A 16,534-nucleotide genomic window follows, 5' to 3' on the forward strand; every position below is an offset into this window, starting at 1 on the left:
AGCCGTAAGGTCAACATATATGCGCCCTCAATTATCGACACTTTTCCTGTTACTCCCTTTAACACTTGGTTTGCCTGTATGGGCTGAGCAACCCTCTGTAACCCCACTGATTGCAACTACCTATGTTAACGATGCCATCTTACCGCCAAGCATTGTGTGGCATGGGGCAAGTGAATCGTTGCTACTCGATGGCGACGCGCCATGGGCGACTCCATTTGAACAGGGTGGCTTTAAGGTTAGCCCAAGTTATGATGAGACGTTTGTTTGGTTAGATAAGCTGGTGGCTAGTAGTGACATGTTGCACAAGGTGTCGCTGGGCAAGAGCCCTCAGGGGCGTGATATTTGGATGGTGATAGCCTCGACTGAGGGGGCTGATACCCCTGAGGCATTGGCTGCTACGGATAAACCCACAGTGTTAGTGCAGGCAGGGATCCACGCCGGAGAAATTGATGGTAAAGATGCCGGCATGATGTTACTGCGAGACATGGTACTTGGTGATAAAGCGGCGCTACTCGATGGGGCTAATTTGCTATTTGTGCCGATTTTTAGTGTCGATGCCCATGAGCGCAGTGGTCAATATAATCGCGTTAATCAGCGCGGCCCGATAGAGATGGGCTGGCGTACTACGGCTAACAACCTTAATTTGAATCGTGATTATGCCAAGGCTGATACAGTAGAGATGCAGCATATGCTGGGTGCGATAAATCGATGGCAGCCCGACCTGTATATCGATGTGCACGTTACCGATGGCATCGATTATCAATATGATGTGACCTTTGGCTATAACTTAGCTCAAGGGCTGAGCCCGTCGAGTTTTCGTTGGTTAGATACCCAATATCGACCTTATGTGGAGCAGGCATTAACGCGGCAAGGACATGTTCCGGGCCCTTTGGTGTTTGCCATCGACAATAGTGATTTGGGCAAGGGAATGTCATTATGGAATGCCAGCCCACGTTACTCTAATGGTTATGGTGATGCTCGGCATCTGCCGACGATTTTAATTGAAAATCATAGTTTAAAGCCGTTTAAGCAAAGAGTGCTCGGTACTTATGTCATGTTAGCGGCCACCCTCGAATTGGTGGGCAACCAAGCCACTTCACTACGCTCGGCGATTAAGCAAGACAGGTATCGTTATAGCGACCGCATCACCTTAACTTGGGGCGACCAGCAACAGCAGCAAGGGTGGGATTTCAAAGGGATTGATTACCGCACCGAAATCAGTCCCATCAGTGGTGAAAAGGTAGTGCGCTGGACTGGCGAGCCTAAACTTTATGAAAATTTGCCCGTGTTAGGTAATACTCTGGCCGAAATAAAGGTCAATCGTCCCTCGGCCTATTATATTGCGCCTCAGTGGCTTAGTGTGATTGAGCGCCTCGCAGTTCATGGTATCCGTATGACGACGCTAACTGAACCTAAGACACTTAAGTTGACGCAATATCAATTAACTGCGCCGCAGTTTGGCAGTCAAGATTATGAAGGTCGCCAGCGAGTGAGCGCGCAGTTGAGCGCACATGGGCTACAAACCACACTGCCGGCAGGCACAGTTAAGATAGATACCCAGCAGCCTTTGGGGGATCTGGCTATATTGCTGTTAGAGCCTCAGTCGCCTGATTCATTTTTACAATGGGGCTTTTTCAATCCAATATTTACCCGCACCGAATATATCGAGCATTACGCGGTAGAGCCACTGGCGGCGCAAATGCTTGAGGCCGACCCCAGCTTGCAGGCAGAATTTACCCAAGCGTTGCAAGACCCTGCTTTTGCCGCTGATGCCCAGGCAAGATTACGCTGGTTTTATGTTCGAAGCCCTTATTATGATGCGCAATACCAGGTTTATCCGGTTTGGCGAGACGAGTAATGGTCGGTGTTATCATCAGTATTAACGCAGCTTAGGCTGCGTTTTTTATTACCCATGGTTTAAGGGTGACATGGGTAAATGCTCCTTAAGGGGGTCGGGTACCTGGGATGGGTTATTGCAGAACGATTAAATGGGCCTTTTTACTAACGAGTTGTGATTTAAGCATATTTTTAGTGAATATCATTAAAATCCTTGAGCGAAAATTAACTTAAGTTATTTAAAACAATAAGATAAATAATTGGCATGGAGTCTGCTTCGTTCGAGGTAAGCGGAGTAACCGTTTAAGCAAACACTAATTGATAAGGATATGAGTTATGAATTTACGCCCCTTGGTTTTATTTACCGCATTGAGTGCTTCGTTAGCAGGTTGCATCATTAACGTTAACGGCGCGGGGATGACCTCGTTTGATTATCACCGTCAGCAACAGTTAACACTTGATGCTACACAGTTACAACACCTCGTAGCCGAAACTGGGGCGGGTTCGCTGACTATTAAAGGGGTTGATGGCCTCAGTAAGGTGCATATCGAGGCGGGTATTTATGGGTATGATGGCGCCGAGCCAGAGCTTAGCTTAGTACAGGAAGGTCAACATGCCAAACTGATCGCCAATTTTGACTCCTTCAGTCGGGTCTCGTTGACGAGTGGTAACTCTCCCTATATGGAGCTGGTGGTTAAAGTGCCTGCCAATATGAAACTAACGCTGGATGATGGCTCAGGTAGTATTGAGATTCGTGGCGTGAACGCCGAAATGATTATTACCGATGGCTCTGGCAGCATCACTATCGATGGCGCTAAGGGGTTAACTATCGATGACGGCTCAGGCGGTATTGCATTGCAAAATATTGAAGGGAATATCAGCTTAACGGATGGCTCAGGCAGTATCGAGATCCAACAGGTGAATGGCGATGTGTCAGTGCATGATGGTTCTGGCTCGATAGTCATTAATCATGTGGCCGGTTTAGTCACTATCGATGATGGTTCTGGAAGTATTCGCGTCGATAATAGCAAAGGATTACACATTATCGAGTCTGGTTCGGGCGATCTGAGTTTTGACAATATTCAAGGGCCCGTCACCATGGATTAATGGCTTCCCGGCGCGAAGGCGATGCGCTACCAGCCTGAACAGCTAGGCTGCAGAGCAGGGATTTGACTGTGAGGTCCTGATAGCGTTAGCCATCGCCCACCCATACTTAGCCGCAGGATATCGCCGCGTGCTTCCATGATGATTACAACGAATCAGGTTGCTACATAGGGTGTAAATGAAGTGGTGTTATGACAACAAAGACGCTGCCGTAACGGTACAAAAGGGAACTCGAGTGCCAACATCGACCGTAGCTAAATAACGCGATCGAAATGGCAGATCCTGCAGCCTAACCTTGAGCAGCGCTGCCGAGGGCTAAGGGTGGCTACATAGAATAGCCACTTAGCGTTAAGACCGTTTACGCATGTCTATTGCGCTTTTGCGCCAAAGCGTTGTATCAACAGCTGTTTAATATTGTATTGGCGTAAGAACAGAGCCGCGGCGGTAAACAGCAGTCCCCATCTTAGTAGTAACACTTGCCAAATAATGTCCTTATCAAAGCTTTTTTCCAGCTCGCAGATCATCAACACTAACCATAAAAACATCAGCATTAATGCGTTATTGACCCGCTGTAACTGAGTTGGTGGACAATACGCAGCAGCATAAGCGCAGAGTAATCCGACGATCGCACCCAGCATAATATCTTGTGGCCAGTGAGCGCCAACAATGATCCTCGATATGCCAACGATAGCACCAAGCGCGATGGCTAATGTTTTAATGGTGCGGCTTTGGTAAGCAAACCATAGGGTACCTGCAAACAGGAAAGCACTGGCAGTATGGCCCGAGGGGAAACTATGGCTTAACCGGGTGTCGCCAATAATATTAAGTACGTCTAACACCGCGGCGGGGCGCGGTGCATCAAAATATTGTTTTAAGAGTGGTACTAACAGTAATGACAACACGCTGGCAATGATCACCCGTAATATTAACTCGGGGCGTTTAATCAAGAAGCATAAGGTGATCACCCCAAGAGTGACGCCATTGCCTAAATCTGTAAGTAGCAATATGGGCCAATCGGGTAACACTGCCGCAATTCCATTGAGTAGTCTAAACAGAGTAAGGTTTACATCGGGAAGCAGCGTGATTAAAAAAATAGAGCTTAACACTAACATTAAGCCGAAAAAGCTGCGTTGATGCTGCTTATATTGTTTAGGCAATCCATCAGCCTTTTCGTGTGTGGTGGTGCCCATAATCGTCTCAAATAAGCAATTTTTGCCTACAATAGAGCTTTGCTATGACTAAGTAAAGCCGCGTGCTTATGATCAAGCCGCGGCAGGTATTTAGATTGATTGTCGATGGATATTTCTATGGGGATAATCACTAAACATCATCAATATAAAGCTGAAATTAGCTAACGATATGAATATTGGCCTCATTTTGTATTAATGTCAGCTTTTGTTTTTTGGTGAGCTTCTTAACCGCTATTTCGCGCTTCAGTGCCGTAGAGTGACAACTTAACTGCTCATGATAAACCAATTGCAGCGGCCCCTTACCGCGCAGAAATTTAGCGGCTTTAGGGCCGCCGCTTTGGTGTTCTTTAAAGCGGCGTGCTATGTCGGTTGTCACGCCGGTATAGAGCTGGCCTTTATGGCACTCAACGATATATAAAAACCAAGGTTTGCCTGTCGTCATCGATAGCTCTTGTGTTGCTCGGCGAGGTTAACGACAGTTTTTGCTGTTGGTTAATATTGGCTCTGCGCCTAACAGCCCTAATAAAAAAGCATACTCTTCAGCCGTGTCTTGATAGCGGCGATAGCGACCGCTTTTGCCACCGTGCCCAGCCTCCATATCGATATGGAACAGTAATAAGTTGTCGTCGGTCTTATATTCTCTTAATTTCGCCACCCATTTAGCGGGTTCAAAATATTGCACCTGAGAGTCATGCAGGCCAGTGGTGACCAAAAGGTGAGGATAAGCTTGACGCGTAATTTGGTCATAGGGCGAATAACTTAACATATAGTCGAAGGCATCTTTGTCGTTAGGGTTGCCCCATTCGTCATACTCATTGGTGGTGAGTGGGATCGACTCGTCCAGCATGGTCGTTACTATATCGACAAACGGCACATGGGCGGCCACGGCCAAGTAGAGTTCGGGTGCTTGGTTAATCACGGCGCCCATCAACAGGCCACCTGCGCTGCCTCCCGTCGCAACTACTTTATGAGGATCGGCATATTGTTGCTGGATCAATGCTTGGGTGACATCGATAAAATCGTTAAAGCTATTTTGCTTGTTAAACAGCCTGCCTGCGTCATACCAAGGTCTGCCGAGCATTTCGCCACCGCGCACATGGGCAATGGCATAAACCACGCCTCGGTCGAGTAGGCTTAATATGGCGCTGTCGAAATCCGCATCTATGGTGTAACCGTATGCGCCATAACCATATTGGTACAGTGGGTTGCTGCCATCTCGTTTAAATAGGCTTTTGTTGTACACCAAGGTAACGGGAATGCTCGCGCCATCTCTGGCATCGATAAAGAGGCGTTCAGCCTGATAGTGCTCGCTATTAAAGCCGCCTAATACGTTTTCCCTTTTGAGTAACTGCTTGGGTGAGGCTTGGGTCAAATCGTATTGGTAAATCGATTCTGGGGTGGTGGGGCTAGCATAATAGAGCCTAAGCTGGTGGCTATCTTGGCGAGGATTAACATCAAAACCCACCACATAAGCGGGATCATCGAAGTCGATTTGATAGCTAGGTAGCTGATCCGGATAGACGGTGATCTGGCTGAGTCCCTGACGGCGCTGCTGCACAATAAGGTAATCTTGCAGTACCAAGAACTCCTCTATGCGGCATTGGTCATCGGCAGCAATCACCTCCTGCCAAACATGCTTATTGGCAAAATCCGCTTCGGCCACTTGCATCAGGCGAAAGTTAACCGCCTGCCAGTTGGTAAGAATAAAATAGTTGTCACCCCGTTTAGCCACCGAATACTCATGGCCTGTTTCTCTGGGCAGTAGTGCAGTGAAGTGGTCAAGAGCTTGATCGGCATTGAGCACCGAGACCTCACTGGTGATCGTGCTTTCATGGTATAGTTCGATACGAGTTTCATCTAAACTTTTACCTAAGCTGAGATAGAAGCTGTCATCTTGCTCTTCATACACGAGTGTATCGGCCGATTGTGGTTGTCCTAAACGATGACGGAACACTTGGTAGCCCAGCAGGGTTTGTGGATCTTTAGCGATGTAAAACAGGTGCAGATTATCGTTAGCCCACACTATGCTACCGTCAGTGCCTTCGAGTGTATCTTCCAGCAGTTCGCCTTGTTCGAGGTGCTTAATGTGTATGGTGTAGATGCGCCGGCTCAGTTTATCTTCACTAAAGGCCAATAACTGTTCGTCAGGGCTAATGGCGAAGCTGCCCAGACCATAAAACTCATGGCCGTGGGCGCGTTGGTTAACATCTAACAGCACCTCTTCTGCATCACTATTAAGCTGTGGTTTACGCAGTAAGATAGGGTATTCCCCCTCTTTATGGTAACGACTCCAATACCAATGGGAGTGCCAGTAGTAAGGAACACTCGACTCATCTTTATCTAGCCTGCCGACCAGCTCATCGAATAAACGTGCCTGTAAAGGCGCGAAGGGCTTAAAGCATTGTTGATGGTAGTTGTTTTCGGCATTGAGATGCGCTATCACCTCTGGTGACTGACGCGTATCGTCTCTTAACCAATAATAGTTATCGATCCTCTCTACACCATGATGTATCAATGAGTGTGGCTTTTTGGCGGCGAGCGGTGGAGAAATTGAATGCATTAAAGACGACCTTTATTATCGATAACGTGGTAAACCAGTGCGAGTTTGCCTGTAAAGCTTGAGCTTAGGTGATTTAGTTTAGGCTTGTCACCTTCTAGCTTGTTATTTGTTTCAAATTGGCGCACCCTATTTGCGCCTAATGTGCTGATCCTAAGTGATTAAGATTAGCCCCTCCAGCAATATTTACGGTTTTACTGCTGTTATGCAGACCCAGTGTGAGCCCGTTAGCGAGTCCGTTTAACAGTGACGCTGCGCCGCATAACAAGAGCCTGTTGAGCCGATATTCAGTGAGTAGGTGACATTAATAATTCTCAGGGCGGGGTGTAACTCCCCACCGGCGGTGATAGTTGTATATGCAACTTAAGCCCGCGAGCGCCTAATCTTTTCCAAGGTTAGGGTCAGCAGATCTGGTGCCCTTATTGCGTGTAGAGATTGCATGTTAAAAGTATTCCAGAGCCGACGGTAATGAGCGCGTAAGCGCACTGAGTCCGGATGAAAGAGAATATAAGAACCACAAACAGCGTATGCTGCGCTCTAAGCTTGGGCTTAGTTTGCTAACGTGACCCTGGCTCTTATTCAACACCACCATAAGCGCAGGCTTATCGGTGTTATTTTCTATATGCCCTGATTCTGGCACAAAACCATTTTATTAGTATTACTAAGGATTTAACCATGAATCAGTCTTTACTCTCAGCCTTTGGCGATGCCAATACCCGTGTTGAAGCCGCGTTGACAGCCTTACGCGCTGGCCAAGGCGTGTTGGTGGTCGACGATGAAGATCGCGAAAATGAAGGCGATCTTATTTATTCAGCCGAGCACTTAACCAATCAACAGATGGCGCTGCTTATTAGGGAATGCAGTGGTATAGTCTGTTTATGCCTGCCAGATGAGCGGGTTAAACAATTACAGTTACCACCAATGGTGGCTGATAACTCAAGCCAATATGGCACCGCGTTTACCGTGAGCATCGAAGCCAAAGTTGGGGTGACAACCGGCGTTTCGGCTGCCGATCGGGTCACCACCATTAAAGCGGCGATCGCCGATGGGGCAAGTGCCAGTGATCTGGCTCGCCCTGGTCATGTGTACCCGCTACGTGCTCAACCCGGTGGCGTATTGACTCGCAGAGGGCATACCGAAGGCACCATAGATTTGATGTTGCTGGCGGGGCTGAAACCTGCGGGCGTGTTATGTGAGGTGACCAATCCTGATGGCACCATGGCGAGATTGCCTGAGATCATCGCGTTTGGCGAGCAGCATCAAATGCCAGTGTTGACCATAGAAGATATCGTGATTTACCGTAAGTCGTTACTGGCTCAAGCGAGTTAATAGGCTTAATAAATAAACAAAGAGCCGATATATGGCTCTTTGTTTATCATTTACCACCAATATCGACCACTCATAAGGTCTATTTCAAATAGACACAGGCGATCCGTTAGCGGTTTATTGACCCGAGGTCATCACGCTCGCCGACTCTTCAATGGCCATTTGCGCCAAATCCTTATCGACAAAAAATAATGCCTTACCATCTTCGCCAATCAGGCGAATCTTATCGACGATTGATTTAAACAACTTCTCTTCTTCATGTTGCTCAGAGACATACCACTGCAGGAAGTTAAAAGTAGAATAGTCTTGGTTAGTGAATGCAGCATGAGCAAGTGCATTGATTTTACTGGTTATCATCTGCTCATGGGCGTAGGTGTGTTCAAAAAGGGCCAGTAATGACTCAAATTCAGCTTGCGGTGCTTCAATGGCGCCAATCAGTGGCATGCCGCCCGTTTCGCTAACATAGGTAAATAGGCGGTGCATGTGCTGCATCTCTTCGTCAGCATGGGCACGCATAAATTTAGCGGCACCCTCAAAGCCCTTGTCTTCGCACCAAGCGCTCATTTGCAGGTAGAGGTTTGAGGAGAAGAACTCCACATTAATTTGTGCGTTCAACTGATCAATCATCGTTTGTGCCAGCATAGTAGATCCTTGTTATGTTCATTGGATTAAGCTGGACTATTGTGTAAAAGCGGGCGGTTAAATGCAACTAAATTTACTTAACTTAATGTTTCAAATACAAATAGTTATCATTGCGTCAGTGTTGTGCCTATCAAATATTTGTCGGATTAACGGCCCCTTGATTAAGCCATTTATAAGCGGTGCATTGTAGGCATAAGCCTTGCGATTAGCGGTAGGTGACAGTCTTGTTTCGCGCTATATTAAGTCGTTAATTGCGCAAGCTGCTCAGTTAGCTTGCTGAGGATTGATTTGTTCGCACTATGGCAAAAACTGCCATGGAGATCATGGCCTTCTCTCATCAGCGTGGCATAATGAGCATCAATCTTTGCTTAAACACTTATCTTTAAGGTAACCGATGCCCATGAAATTTGATCCATGTTCTCAGCCTAGCCTTATGCACCCAGACGAAGCGATTGTTAAACTGCTCGATCAAGTCATGCCTCTTAGTGACTCTGAAATGGTGCAGCTTCCCCATGCCTTAGGCCGAGTATTAGCTGAAGATCTGGCATCGAGTATTGATTTGCCTCCCTTTAATAACTCGGCAATGGATGGCTATGCTTTTCGATTGCAAGATTTAAGCAACAACGACACCCTGACGCTGATCGGTCACTCTTTTGCAGGACATCCGTTTGACGGCGAGGCCAAACCCAATACCTGCGTGCGCATTATGACTGGCGCACCATTGCCAGCCGGTTACGATACCGTGCAGATGCAAGAAAAAGCCCGTGCCAACGGCGATAGCATTAGCATTGAAGCGCCTGATGCGGTTGGTGCCAATGTGCGTTATCGCGGCGAAGAGCTTAACACTGGCGATAAAGTCTTACGGGCTGGCACCCAGATTGGCGCGGCCGAAATGGGCGTGCTCGCCACCATAGGAGCGAGCCAAGTACGCGTTGTGCGTCGTGTCAAAGTGGCCTTTTTCTCAACGGGTGACGAACTGCGTCCGGTTGGCAGCGAGTTAGCGCCGGGGCAGATTTATGATTCTAACCGTTACAGCATTCAAGGTTTATTGACTCGATCCAATGTTGAGTGGGTCGATCTGGGGGTGATTGCAGATGATCCTGAGGCGATTCGTGAGGCATTTCGTACCGGAGCTGCCCAAGCGGATATGCTACTCACCTCGGGTGGTGTCTCTGTAGGCGACGCCGATTACACCAAACAAATTTTAGAAGAAGAGGGTGAAATTACCTTCTGGAAGCTAGCCATGAAACCGGGTAAGCCATTTGCTTTTGGGCGACTGGGTAAGGCGATATTTTGTGGTCTACCAGGCAATCCGGTGTCATCTATGGTGACCTACTATAAATTGGTATGGCCGCTTATCAATAAGATGCAAGGCTTGCCACGCGCTAAGCCGTTATTACTGCAGGCTAAACTGAGCAGTGACCTGCGTAAGTTTGCTGGTCGGGTTGAATATCAGCGCGGTATTTTGAGCTACAACGAGCAAGGTCAAGCAGAGGTGAGCATTACCGGTGGGCAAGGGTCGGGGATGTTGACCTCAATGAGCTTGGCCAACTGCTTTGTTATCTTAGATCGCGAGCAGGGTGACACGCCTGCGGGCAGCTTAGTGACGGTTGAACCCTTTAATTCTGTGCTCTGTTAAGTAGGTAAGCTGAGATGACATCGACACTCGATAATGACGACATTCTGTCGGACAGCGAGATCTTACGTTACAGTCGCCAAATCTCCATTAAGGCGATGGACTTTGAGGGGCAAGAGAAGCTGAAACAAGCCAAGGTCTTAGTGATAGGGGTTGGCGGCTTAGGTTGCGCCGCAAGCCAATATCTTACCGTGGCGGGTGTAGGGCAATTGACCTTAGTAGACTTTGACACTGTTGAGTTGTCTAATCTGCAGCGCCAAGTGCTGCATCAAGCGGATAATATCGGCCAACCTAAGGTGGCCTCGGCGCAAGAAACCTTGAGTCAGCTTAATCCTCATGTGGCGATTACCACTATCAATGCCGTGCTAGATGACTCAGAGCTTGATGCCTTAGTCATGCAGCACGATATCGTGATGGACTGCACTGACAATATGACGGTGCGTGAGCAGTTAAATAGCAGTTGCTTTACCCATAAGGTACCACTGGTTTCGGCCGCCGCGATCCGTATGGAAGGCACTGTCACTGTGTTTGACTATCAGGGGGATACACCTTGTTATCATTGCTTTAGCCAGCTGTTTGGCGACCAGCAACTGACTTGCGTCGAGTCAGGCATCTTGGCTCCAGTTGTGGGCATGATTGGTTGCCTGCAAGCGGTAGAGGCGATTAAGGTGATTGCTCACATGGGCAAACCTTTAGTGGGTCGCATCTTAATGATAGATGCGATGACCATGGAGTTTCGCGAGATGAAACTGACCAAGCAGCAAAACTGCAGTACCTGCGGTGCATAAGCGCTGTTAGCTGATACGCTAGCCTAGATGGTGGGCTAGCTGTTTTGCGTTGCAATATTAGGTTTTTTCGGCGCTTATTCTTTTAACTCTCCATCATTTCACATCACTGTTATTTAAATCTTTATTACTTAAAATCTCTATGATTTTATGGCTAATTATTTTAAATGCCTGCCACCATCGAGCGCCAATGAGCGTCCGGTAATGTAGTGGCTTGCCATAAGATATTCAATCGCCTTAAGCACCTCAATTTCACCGGCTTCACGTTGCAGTAGCGATTTAGCTAATGCCTGCTGTTTATATTGCTCGTCATCATGTTCATTAAAACAGATCAGTGCAGGCGCAATACTATTGACCTTCACGTGCGGGGCTAGCTTAGTCGCAAACGATAACGTCATATTTTCTAAAGCTGCCTTACTGGCCGCATAGGCGATATGTTTCTTGCTGCCTTTTTGCGCGACATAATCGGTGAGGTGAATGATGTCGCTTAGGCGGTCACCTTGGGTCAGCAGCGGGGCTAACCCTAGATTGATCTGATAGGGTGCCGTCACATGTACCTGCATCATGGTGGCCATTATTTGCTCTGGCGCCAGCGGGCTGTCATCGGGTAACCACTGGGAGGCGTTGTGAACTATGGCATCAAGTTGTGGATACTTAGCCATGATGGCATCAATGAAGGTTTGCACCTCTTCAGCTTGGGTAAAGTCACAGCAATACAGGTCAGCACCCGCCTCGCTTAAAGCGTCGATGCTGGGGTAGTGGCGCCGAAAAGTCCCGATAACCTGATAGCCTTTGTCGATGAAGGCCTGTGCTAAGTACAAACCAATGCGCTTGCCTACGCCTGTGATTAAAATGGTGGGTTGCATAAGATCCCTGTAGGTAAGTTAGCCAAGAAATTCGGCTCTAGTATGGTGATTCGACTTAAAGCAGCCACCTAATGCGGTGGTTTGCGTCGATGATTGACTGTCCATAATGCCGCGTGATTTGACGCAATAATGGGTCGCTGAAATCGATACCGCCACATCATCGGTATTGAGTAAAGTTTGCAGTGCCACCAATATTTGTTGGGTCAGCCGCTCTTGCACCTGAGGCCGTTGAGCAAAAAAGCGTACGATACGATTAATTTTCGACAAACCTATGATCGATGACTTAGGGATGTAGGCCACTTTTGCCGTGCCATCTATGGTAATAAAGTGATGTTCACAGGTGCTGGTCAGGCTGATGTCGCTGACTTTGACCATCTCATCGACACCCATTTTATTGTCAATTTGAGCAATCGGGGGGAAGTTGTCGTAATCGATACCGGCAAAGATCTCATTGACGTACATTTTGGCAATACGATGTGGGGTTTCACACAGGCTGTCATCATTGAGGTCTAGCCCTAAAGTGTCGACCACTTCGGTCATTAACCCCTTTATCCGCTCGTACTTCTGTTGCGAAGACAGGGAGTTATCACGCAATGGAGTTTCTAAACCTTGGGCGATTAACGCTTGTCTCACTTGCTGTGCAGCTGGATTCATAACAAATACTCCGCGATAAAACGGTTAATGATGACTATCTGTCATCTAAGTGGCTTTCTAGCGATAACGAGACTGAGTCGGCAAATCGCAGGGCGTGGGGTTTGTCTACTGTCACTTGGCAGTAACGCACCCAGGGATGCTCACAGCTAATGGTGAGTATGTCGGACACTAATTTTTCCAGTAATAAAAAGCGACCTTCCTCAACGTGCTGGATCACTTTTTTGGTGATCACTTTATAGTTGAGTGCGTCACTGACATCATCTGTCTGGGCCGAAAGTGTGGCTGGGTAGTGGATCTCAATATTGATCACCACATCTTGCTGTTTCTCACGCTCATCGGGATTAAAACCGATAAAGGTGCGTAACCTCAAATTGGTGATCTTGATTTTGGCATGGCTAATTTTGGCGTTGGTAATGGTCATGATATTTCCTCATCATTTGCAGACAGTACGTTGGTCGTGAACAGTTAGATCATTTGCTAAAGTAAAGCAGATAGGAATTTAGATGGTGATGTGAAGTGGACTTTTAATCAAGTTCGGCTTGATAAACCTCGTGTTTATTCAACTCTAGTTGTAGGCAATGGAAAACATGAGTCACCCAATTGGGTTATGAATTTGTTGAAGCTTAGGTTTGTAGGTAAATACCCCTTCAGCGAAAGATAGATAACCCTTAGGTTACCTATCTCACTTTTTTGACCGTATTTACTTTTTTCGTCGGGTTTTATAGCTAATGGTCAGTTGCTACTTAAGAGGCGGTCCAGAGCATTTGTCCGCACTGGCTCAGGTCATATCCGCCTAATTGTGTGGCCAGTTGTCGGGTCTGGGTACTGCTGAGCATATCGAATAACGCTTGTAGCTGGCGGCGAAAGTAGATGCCTTGCGGCATAACAAAGTCGAATGACTCAGTGATTAGCGGCACAAAGCTTAAGCCGCTTTCCATTGCGACCGATTGGCAGCCAAAGCCGATGTCGGCCTCGTTACGGGCAATAAATCCTGCCAACTCCCGTTCACTATAGGCGGTCACGGCAGTATTTAGCTGTTCGATACTCGCCCCTTGTTTCATCAGCCAGTGCTCTAAATGCTGTTGGCTACCGGCCCCCGATTGGCGGCCCACCCAGCGCCAAGGCAAGCTAACTAGCCTGTCCTCTTCTTGGCATCTATGGTGCATTTCGGCGCGCATCATTAAGCCTTGCTGGCGGGTATAACCGTGAACCATGACCCATTGCTGGTGGTTAGGGTAGCCCTTGAGCAGGGCGGGGTGGCGAATATTACGCTCTTCGATATTGCCCCAGTGTAGGGTGCATACATCGGCATAGCCGCGCGACAGCAGATCCAGCCCCATGCGTGAGCCTGTGGCACTGTAACTGACTAAATCACTCTTACCGATACGCGACATTAGGCGAGCCACCAACATGGATAGCAGCGGATCGTCACTGCCGGTGATGTGCATTCTATCGGACAGCATACCGCTGTGGCACGAGTCCATAACCCAGCGGTCGATGAGTATTTTGGGGAATAGCCACTTCCCAGTGACTTTAGTCGCAGGTAATATTCTATCGTTTGCCATTGCATAGACCTTTTTTTCATTAAGGTCTAAGTATTCAGCCACCTGTTTTGCACTCATGTAGATGAGTTCACTTGGCTCGGTCATCAATATTCCTTTAAATCTCTATTGGTTAGTTGATGTTGCGTTTAGGTGGTGTGGCATCAAATTCAATGTTCTCGGCGCCATTGTAAACCAGAAAATGGCGTCCCTTGGCACGGGCAATCATAGTGATGCCTAACTTTTGTGCTAGTTCAAGCCCCATCTGGGTTGCGCCACTGCGGGACAGCAGTACCGGTATGCCCATCTTAGCGACTTTTATCACCATTTCAGAGGTGAGTCGCCCAGTGGTATAAAACAGTTTATCGCCGCCTAACTCTTGCTTGAGCCACATTTCACCGGCTAAAGTGTCGACTGCATTATGGCGGCCCACATCTTCGATAAAACCGGTTATTTGGTCGCCCTGACAAAGGCCACAACCATGTACGGCACCCGCATTTTTGTAGGTTTCATTGTAGGCACTAATATTGTTTAACAAGCTATAAAGCATGCTTTGTTTAAGCTGGGGAGTGGGCAGTTTTATATCGTCTAGCCCATCCATAAAACCGCCATACACTGTACCTTGACCACAGCCCGTGGTGACGGTCTTTTCTGCCAGCTTTTCATCAAGATGCTCGGTCGTCTCTTGGGTGAGTACGGCGGCAGAATTAACATCCCAATCGACGATGACTGACTCGAGTTGTTTTACATCAGAAATAAAGCCTTGGTTTTTAAGATACCCCAGTGCTAAAGCCTCCGGTCGGGCTCCAAGTGTCATTAGCGTCACAATTGGACGCCAATTCAGGTAAACCGTGAGGGGACGTTCACAGGCAATAAATTTATCGACGATTTCACCTTGCTCGTTGGTTGCCTTTACTGCAATGGTCAACGGCACATCGGCTTGGGTTTTTAAAAAAGTGAGTTGTTTACTCTTAGTCATAAAGATCATCTATTCGCAATTGGCTGCCTGCAGCATAGCAATAATCATTCCGAGACTATGATTTTATGTTGCAATGCGTGATCGAGTTAAATACTCAGACTTAAAACGCCCTTTTATGTCCCGTCTAAAATGTCAGTTAGGACAAATTGTCCTACCCTGGGCATGGAATTGATGATCTAGCTCAAACTTATTTGCTAATTGCACTGGCACACTTATTGCTTCATTCGTAAGTATATCGCAACCCATGGCTTGGCTTTGTAATCGCTTTACAAACAATGGCCAAGCCCTCTAATCAACGGAGTTGGAATGCAACGTACCGAAAGTCAATGGCCCATGTATGTTTCGCTGAAAAAGGTGGAAAAACAAATGGGGCGCTGGACCGCCGAATCTTGGGAATTAGATCAAGTTGTTCCAGCCACGCAACCTGCACCAGAGGGCGCTCGATTGGTGGCTTTAGAGCTGCACAAGGATGAGCGTGGCAGCTACCGTATCAATTTGGATATGGATAACGCCATGTTGTATATCGTCTGTGATGAACTTGAAGATGGCACTTGGATTCCGACCTATATCTCAGCCGATCAAAATGTCGCAGCAGGTTGCCTTGAGGGCGACACCCCCGTATTGAACATGCTAATGCCCAATGCCGTAGCATGCTGGATTGAAGCGTTCATTACCCGCCATGGAGAGGTAGAAATTTGTGCCCATCGACGCAAGCACGTTAATCGTCGTAAAAATGAAGGGCCAAGTACTAACCACAACCGAGGGCAGGTTTCCTAATGAGTGAAAAACCGAGTGGATTGTTAGCACGATGGAACCTTCGTCGTCAGCAGGTGCAGCAAGAAGAGGAAGCCGAGCAACTTGCCCAGCAAGCTCCTGAGCCAACCACACAGCCGACCGAACATGCCGATGCAGTCAATGCAGAACCAAGCGAGGCTAATAAAACCTTGATGGCTGAAGATCTTCCTGATCCTGAGTCTATTGAGGTAGGGGGGAGCTTTGCCAGTTTTATGGCCGATAACGTCGATCCTAATGCCAAGGCTGCCGCGTTACGTGCCTTGTGGAAGCAACCACACTACAGTGAGATAGATGGTTTGCTCGAATACGCGCTCGATTATACCAATCAACCTAAGCTTTCAGCCGAGGTCTCGGCGGAGCTCGCCAAGAAAGTTTTCCGCCACCTCAACAAAGATGAGGAGCAAGAGGTGCCTAACGAGTTAAGTGAAGCTGAGGAGATGACAGCTTCTACCGCCGAGCAGGAGGTTAATTTATCCGGCACAGGCCCAGCGGACATTTTGGACGATGAATCAGCTGATTTGTCCCAAAATGAACCAGAATCACTAGCTGCACCTAAACCGCCCGTTGCTTGAGGTCAGTTTAGAGTGCTTTTAAATCCATAATTTTGGTACGTGAATTGCTGC

At 47.7% G+C, this 16,534-nt stretch carries 16 protein-coding genes and 1 riboswitch; of the genes, 7 read left to right on the plus strand and 9 right to left on the minus strand.

Annotation, left to right across the window (positions count from 1 at the left end; all coding sequences use genetic code 11):
- Positions 1-19 precede the first annotated feature (19 nt).
- Together AC0VXX_RS00160 and AC0VXX_RS00165 are read left to right on the plus strand one after the other, a co-directional pair.
- Positions 20-1,858 carry a M14 family metallopeptidase gene (locus AC0VXX_RS00160; protein WP_475515430.1) on the plus strand — a complete coding sequence of 613 codons (1,839 nt, stop codon included), beginning with the start codon at positions 20-22 and terminating at the stop codon, positions 1,856-1,858.
- 314 nt (positions 1,859-2,172) lie between these two features.
- Positions 2,173-2,943, plus strand: coding sequence for a DUF4097 family beta strand repeat-containing protein (locus tag AC0VXX_RS00165; protein WP_475515431.1), 771 nt, complete (start codon positions 2,173-2,175; stop codon positions 2,941-2,943).
- Positions 2,944-3,308: 365 nt separating this feature from the next.
- Here AC0VXX_RS00165 and AC0VXX_RS00170 read toward each other — a convergent pair whose 3' ends face one another.
- The 3 genes from AC0VXX_RS00170 to AC0VXX_RS00180 form a co-directional block, all read right to left on the minus strand.
- Entirely contained in the window at positions 3,309-4,130 is an 822-nt protein-coding gene (locus tag AC0VXX_RS00170) for a phosphatase PAP2 family protein (RefSeq protein ID WP_475515432.1), read from the minus strand.
- A gap of 157 nt (positions 4,131-4,287) precedes the next feature.
- Positions 4,288-4,572: a GIY-YIG nuclease family protein gene (locus tag AC0VXX_RS00175; RefSeq protein ID WP_475515433.1), complete on the minus strand. Its 285-nt coding sequence runs from the start codon at positions 4,570-4,572 to the stop codon at positions 4,288-4,290.
- A 27-nt stretch (positions 4,573-4,599) separates the two neighbouring features.
- Positions 4,600-6,690 carry a S9 family peptidase gene (locus tag AC0VXX_RS00180; RefSeq protein WP_475515434.1) on the minus strand — a complete coding sequence of 697 codons (2,091 nt, stop codon included), beginning with the start codon at positions 6,688-6,690 and terminating at the stop codon, positions 4,600-4,602.
- Between the two features lie 303 nt (positions 6,691-6,993).
- A riboswitch (FMN riboswitch) is annotated at positions 6,994-7,198 on the plus strand.
- Between the two features lie 164 nt (positions 7,199-7,362).
- Here AC0VXX_RS00180 and ribB point away from each other — a divergent pair.
- Positions 7,363-8,016, plus strand: a complete 654-nt coding sequence (ribB, locus tag AC0VXX_RS00185; RefSeq protein WP_475515435.1) for a 3,4-dihydroxy-2-butanone-4-phosphate synthase — start codon at positions 7,363-7,365, stop codon at positions 8,014-8,016.
- Between the two features lie 114 nt (positions 8,017-8,130).
- On the opposite strand, the gene ftnA is transcribed toward ribB, so the two are convergent.
- Entirely contained in the window at positions 8,131-8,655 is a 525-nt protein-coding gene (ftnA, locus tag AC0VXX_RS00190) for a non-heme ferritin (protein WP_475515436.1), read from the minus strand.
- A gap of 394 nt (positions 8,656-9,049) precedes the next feature.
- Between ftnA and moeA the strand changes: the two genes are divergently transcribed.
- On the plus strand, positions 9,050-10,294 hold the full coding sequence (gene moeA, locus AC0VXX_RS00195; RefSeq protein ID WP_475515437.1) for a molybdopterin molybdotransferase MoeA: 1,245 nt from the start codon (positions 9,050-9,052) through the stop codon (positions 10,292-10,294).
- Positions 10,295-10,308: 14 nt separating this feature from the next.
- Positions 10,309-11,079, plus strand: a complete 771-nt coding sequence (moeB, locus tag AC0VXX_RS00200) for a molybdopterin-synthase adenylyltransferase MoeB (protein WP_475515438.1) — start codon at positions 10,309-10,311, stop codon at positions 11,077-11,079.
- A 155-nt stretch (positions 11,080-11,234) separates the two neighbouring features.
- Here moeB and folM read toward each other — a convergent pair whose 3' ends face one another.
- From folM to AC0VXX_RS00225, 5 genes are all read right to left on the minus strand, one after another.
- On the minus strand, positions 11,235-11,942 hold the full coding sequence (folM, locus tag AC0VXX_RS00205; protein ID WP_475515439.1) for a dihydromonapterin reductase: 708 nt from the start codon (positions 11,940-11,942) through the stop codon (positions 11,235-11,237).
- Between the two features lie 18 nt (positions 11,943-11,960).
- Entirely contained in the window at positions 11,961-12,596 is a 636-nt protein-coding gene (folE, locus tag AC0VXX_RS00210) for a GTP cyclohydrolase I FolE (protein ID WP_475515440.1), read from the minus strand.
- Between the two features lie 34 nt (positions 12,597-12,630).
- Positions 12,631-12,996, minus strand: coding sequence for a dihydroneopterin triphosphate 2'-epimerase (gene folX / locus AC0VXX_RS00215; protein WP_475516888.1), 366 nt, complete (start codon positions 12,994-12,996; stop codon positions 12,631-12,633).
- Between the two features lie 343 nt (positions 12,997-13,339).
- Positions 13,340-14,245 (minus strand): substrate-binding domain-containing protein, encoded by a 906-nt coding sequence (locus tag AC0VXX_RS00220; RefSeq protein WP_475515441.1) that lies wholly within the window; start codon positions 14,243-14,245, stop codon positions 13,340-13,342.
- 25 nt (positions 14,246-14,270) lie between these two features.
- Positions 14,271-15,116 (minus strand): formate dehydrogenase accessory sulfurtransferase FdhD, encoded by an 846-nt coding sequence (locus tag AC0VXX_RS00225; RefSeq protein ID WP_475515442.1) that lies wholly within the window; start codon positions 15,114-15,116, stop codon positions 14,271-14,273.
- Between the two features lie 306 nt (positions 15,117-15,422).
- On the opposite strand from AC0VXX_RS00225, the gene AC0VXX_RS00230 reads away from it, so the two are divergent.
- Together AC0VXX_RS00230 and AC0VXX_RS00235 are read left to right on the plus strand one after the other, a co-directional pair.
- Positions 15,423-15,893: a DUF3305 domain-containing protein gene (locus AC0VXX_RS00230; RefSeq protein ID WP_475515443.1), complete on the plus strand. Its 471-nt coding sequence runs from the start codon at positions 15,423-15,425 to the stop codon at positions 15,891-15,893.
- On the plus strand, positions 15,893-16,483 hold the full coding sequence (locus tag AC0VXX_RS00235; protein ID WP_475515444.1) for a DUF3306 domain-containing protein: 591 nt from the start codon (positions 15,893-15,895) through the stop codon (positions 16,481-16,483). Before AC0VXX_RS00230 ends, AC0VXX_RS00235 begins: the two co-directional genes overlap by 1 nt.
- The last annotated feature ends 51 nt before the right edge of the window (positions 16,484-16,534 follow it).

Source organism: Shewanella sp. QJM3NY_23, from assembly GCF_056173105.1.

What these genes read in the sequence shown, in the direction of transcription:
- folM (WP_475515439.1), bottom strand. Translation starts at nt 11,942, where the DNA reads ATGCAACCCACCATTTTAATCACAGGCGTAGGCAAGCGCATTGGTTTG.
- moeB (WP_475515438.1), top strand. Translation starts at nt 10,309, where the DNA reads ATGACATCGACACTCGATAATGACGACATTCTGTCGGACAGCGAGATC.
- moeA (WP_475515437.1), top strand. Translation starts at nt 9,050, where the DNA reads ATGCCCATGAAATTTGATCCATGTTCTCAGCCTAGCCTTATGCACCCA.
- AC0VXX_RS00235 (WP_475515444.1), top strand. Translation starts at nt 15,893, where the DNA reads ATGAGTGAAAAACCGAGTGGATTGTTAGCACGATGGAACCTTCGTCGT.
- AC0VXX_RS00180 (WP_475515434.1), bottom strand. Translation starts at nt 6,690, where the DNA reads ATGCATTCAATTTCTCCACCGCTCGCCGCCAAAAAGCCACACTCATTG.
- ribB (WP_475515435.1), top strand. Translation starts at nt 7,363, where the DNA reads ATGAATCAGTCTTTACTCTCAGCCTTTGGCGATGCCAATACCCGTGTT.
- AC0VXX_RS00220 (WP_475515441.1), bottom strand. Translation starts at nt 14,245, where the DNA reads ATGACCGAGCCAAGTGAACTCATCTACATGAGTGCAAAACAGGTGGCT.
- AC0VXX_RS00175 (WP_475515433.1), bottom strand. Translation starts at nt 4,572, where the DNA reads ATGACGACAGGCAAACCTTGGTTTTTATATATCGTTGAGTGCCATAAA.
- ftnA (WP_475515436.1), bottom strand. Translation starts at nt 8,655, where the DNA reads ATGCTGGCACAAACGATGATTGATCAGTTGAACGCACAAATTAATGTG.
- AC0VXX_RS00170 (WP_475515432.1), bottom strand. Translation starts at nt 4,130, where the DNA reads ATGGGCACCACCACACACGAAAAGGCTGATGGATTGCCTAAACAATAT.
- AC0VXX_RS00225 (WP_475515442.1), bottom strand. Translation starts at nt 15,116, where the DNA reads ATGACTAAGAGTAAACAACTCACTTTTTTAAAAACCCAAGCCGATGTG.
- folE (WP_475515440.1), bottom strand. Translation starts at nt 12,596, where the DNA reads ATGAATCCAGCTGCACAGCAAGTGAGACAAGCGTTAATCGCCCAAGGT.
- AC0VXX_RS00160 (WP_475515430.1), top strand. Translation starts at nt 20, where the DNA reads ATGCGCCCTCAATTATCGACACTTTTCCTGTTACTCCCTTTAACACTT.
- AC0VXX_RS00230 (WP_475515443.1), top strand. Translation starts at nt 15,423, where the DNA reads ATGCAACGTACCGAAAGTCAATGGCCCATGTATGTTTCGCTGAAAAAG.
- AC0VXX_RS00165 (WP_475515431.1), top strand. Translation starts at nt 2,173, where the DNA reads ATGAATTTACGCCCCTTGGTTTTATTTACCGCATTGAGTGCTTCGTTA.